Origin of the sequence: Streptomyces sp. NPDC058964 (genome assembly GCF_042741275.1) — a bacterium.
Taxonomy (GTDB): domain Bacteria; phylum Actinomycetota; class Actinomycetes; order Streptomycetales; family Streptomycetaceae; genus Streptomyces.
This window is the reverse complement of record NZ_JBHYKH010000704.1, coordinates 1-3661: the sequence shown is the minus strand read 5'-3', so window position 1 is coordinate 3661 and position 3661 is coordinate 1. Positions and strand designations below refer to the sequence as shown.

Annotated in this window: 2 protein-coding genes; both read right to left on the bottom strand. The window is 76.3% G+C overall.

All coding sequences use genetic code 11. The features are described from left to right. Nucleotides 1–3012, bottom strand: a 3012-nt coding sequence (locus ACFW2E_RS43325; RefSeq protein ID WP_384476625.1) for a PAS domain-containing protein, incomplete at its 3' end; no start/stop codon positions are given. Between the two features lie 194 nt (nucleotides 3013–3206). Next, nucleotides 3207–3661: SSI family serine proteinase inhibitor (locus ACFW2E_RS43320; protein ID WP_384476622.1), on the bottom strand; the 455-nt coding region annotated here is incomplete at its 5' end.

The window sequence follows — 3661 nt, the reverse complement described above, 5'->3', positions numbered from 1 at the left end:
GCCGGGGGCCGGGGTGCCGGTGCCGCTCGCGGGTGCGACGGCGGACGCGTCGAGCGGTGTGCCCGGGGCCGGGGTCGCCTGCGCCGCGGCCGCCGCGGGCGCCGCCGGGGCCTGGTCGGGCAGACTCCGCGGGGGGACGGCCCGACCGGGGGCGACCGGAGCCTGCGCCCCCTCCGCGGGGAGCGGCTGGGCGGCGGGGAGCTGCCCGGGGGCGGGCTGTCCGGTGGCCCGGTCCGGAATCGCCGGGGCCGCGACCGTGGCCCGGGAAGGCTGTACGGGGGCGACGGCCTGCGCCGGAACCGGCTGCCCACCGGGGACGGCCTGAGCCGCGACGGCGGTCTGCACGGGCGCACCGTCCATGGCCGTCCCCTGCGCGGGAACAGACTGCGCGGGAAGCGACTGCGCCGGAACCCCCTGTGCGGGCACCGTCTGCGCGGGTGCCGAAACCTCGGCCGACTGGGTCACGGCCCGCCGGCGGCGGCCCGTCGGCGCGCTGGTGGGGTGCGGCTGCGGCGGAGTGTGGTCCTCGGCCTGGTCGTGCGGTACGGCGTCATGCCGCCCGTCGTGGCCCGGCACCCCGCCCGGAACGGCGATCGCGGCGTTCTCGCCCGCCACCGGGGCCTGGGCCTGTGCCGGCACCTGTCCGTCCATGTTGTCGGGCACGGCCGCAGCCGCGGGCTCGGACCCGGGCGAACGGTCCGCCTCGGCGGGCGGCAGCGCGAAGACCGTACGGTTCCCCGCCTCCTGCGCGGCGGCGCGCTCGGCCGCGGCGGCCAGGGCACGACGGCGGCGCCCGGTGGGCCGGTCACCGTCGGCGGGCTCGGGCTCCGGTCCGCCCTCCGGGGCAGGGGAGGCCGCGGGCAGCGCGGCCGGCAGGGCCTGCGGTTCCCCGGCGTCACGCCGGGCGCGCCGTCCGGTCGGTGCGGGCACGCCCTGCGGCGGTACGGTCCCGCCGAGGCCCGTACCCGATGCGGCGGTACCCGCCGCGTGCTCGGCCGCCGTCAGCACGGCACCCTCGGCCACGCCCTCGCCACCGGCCACTCCGTCGGGCGCGCTGTCGCCCGCCCGGCCGCGTCGCCGTCCGGTGCCGCCGGTCACCTCGCCGCTCTCGGCCTCGCCCGGCTCCGGACCCTCGGCCGCCCGCCGCCTGCGCCGCCGGGTGGGCACGGGCGCCTCCGTGTCGGCGGCACCGGACTCGCCGGGAACCTCGCTCTCCAGGAAGGCGTCCACGGAGGACCGCCGGGCCCGCCGCCGACCACCGCCCGGGGGCAGCTCGGCCGGGGCACCCGCGCCGGATCCGGCACCCCCGGCGACGGCGTCGAGGGCGGGAACCGGTGACGCGACGACCCCGGCGCCACCGCCGAGCGGCACCTCGAGCACGTACGCGCTGCCACTCATGCCCGGCACCTCGTGCGTCTGCAGCACACCACCGTGTGCCCGCACGATCCCGCGCACGATCGGCTCGTGCACCGGGTCTCCCCCGGCATAGGGTCCGCGCACCTCGATGCGGGCGACCTCGCCGCGCTGCGCGGCCGCCACGACGACGGTGTTGTCCATGTAACCGCCCGCGGACACGGGCGCGTTGCCGGTCGCGTCGACGCCCGCCACGTCCGCGACGAGATGCGCGAGCGCGGTGGCGAGCCGGTGCTGGTCGACCTCGGCCTCGATGGGCGGCGCGTGCACGGCGAACTGCACCCGCCCGGGGCCGATGAGCTCGACGGCCCCTTCGACCCCGGCGGCGACGACGGCGTCGAGCATCACCTTCGTACGGGTGATGTCGTCCGTGCCCGTGTCCAGCCGCTGGTAGCCGAGGACGTTGTCGATCAGCTGGGTGATGCGTGAGTAGCCGGCGGACAGGTGGTGGAGCACCTGGTTGGCCTCGGGCCACAGCTGCCCGGCATCGTCCGCGGCGAGGGCCGACAGCTCGCGGCGCAGTTCGTCCAGCGGTCCGCGCAGCGAGCGTCCGAGCAGCGTCAGCAGTTGCTCGTGCCGTCCGGCCAGGGCCTCGTACCGGTCCTTCTCGCGCTCGGCGAGCGCGGCGTACCGCTCCTCGCCGGCCGCCAGCTCCTCCTCGTGCTGCTCGCCCAGCTCCTCCAGCTCGGCCACGTGCTTCTGGCGCAGCGCGGTGAGGTCGGAGGCGTGCTCTTCGGAGAGCTTCTCCAGTTCCTGCGCGTGCGCCTTCTCCAGCGTCGCCTTCTCGTCGGCGAGGGTGTCGTACGGCCGCCGGTCGGTGAAGGTCATCACGGCGCCGACGAGCTGGTCGCCGTCGCGCACCGGCGCGGTCGTCAGGTCGACCGGCACCTTTCTGTCGCCCTTGGCCCACAGCACCTGCCCGCGCACCCGGTGCTTGCGTCCGGAGCGCAGGGTGTCGGCGAGCGGGGACTCCCCGTACGGGAAGGGCGAGCCGTCGGAGCGGGAGTGCGCGACGAGGTTGTGCAGCTCCTTGCCGCCGAGCTCGCCGGCCCGGTAGCCCAGTATCTGGGCGGCGGCCGGGTTCACGAGGACGATCCGTCCGTCGGTGTCCGTGCCGACGACGCCCTCGGACGCCGCCCGCAGGATCATCTCGGTCTGCCGCTGCGAACGGGCCAGCTCGGCCTCGGTGTCGACGGTCCCGGACAGGTCGCGCACGACAAGCATGAGCAACTCGTCGCCGGTGTAGCCGTAACCGTCGTACGCCTGCTGCCCGTTCTCCAGGTTCGCACTGGTGACCTCGACCGGGAACTCGCTGCCGTCGGTCCGCCGCGCGATCATCCGCGTCGGCTTGGTCCGCCCGCGCGGGTCCATGTGGTCGGGCCGCCGCATCGAGCCCGGGATCAGCCTGGAGTCGAACTCGGGCAGCAGATCGAGCAGCCCGCGCCCCACGAGCGCCGTCCCCGGAGTCTCGAAGGCCTCCAGCGCGATCGTGTTGGCGTTGACGACGGTCCCATTGGCGTTGACCAGTACCAACGCGTCGGGAAGCGCGTCGAGTATGGCTGCGAGGCGAGCAGCGCCTCGGGATGGCCTGCTGCTCACGAGACGCTTCCTCCCTGTTACCGCACCTTGCCGACCGCTCGGGCCATCTTGCCAACCGGCCCGCAGCGTGTCACGCGAGGGAGTCTAAGGGCACCGGTTGCGCTCGCGACGCCGGATGAGAGGGAGGTCGCACGACAAAGTGACGGGGAACGTGTGACCACCTGCTCAGGCTTCGCGGGACCTTCGCGGGACTTTTACGGGACCGGGGATTCCGCCATGAAACGACTATGGACCCCGGCGGACGTCCGGGAGCCGAGGTCCGGCAGGAGCGGCACCATCCGGTTCCACCGTCCGATCTCGCAGCCGTTGCTGCGGTTGTAGGTCGCGTCGACCGGGCGTCCGGCCCAGGTCCCGGTGACGCGGGCGGTGGCCGGGCCGCCGTAGAGCATGGTGCAGGCGCTGTCCGGAGCCACCGGTGCGAAGGCGTCCCGGCCCCACTTGGTGTTCCGGTCGACGGCACCGCAGGCGCCGGTGACGTCCGGGTGGGTACCGGCGGCCGGGTGACAGGACAGTTCGTACGTCCCGTCGCGGGGGGGGGCCCCCGGGGCGGCGGGCCGGCCCGGCGGGCCCGCGCCCCCGCCGCCCCCGCCGCGCCCGGGCCCGGGCGCCCGCGGCGCGGGGGGCGCCCGCGCGCGCCCGGGGCGGCGGC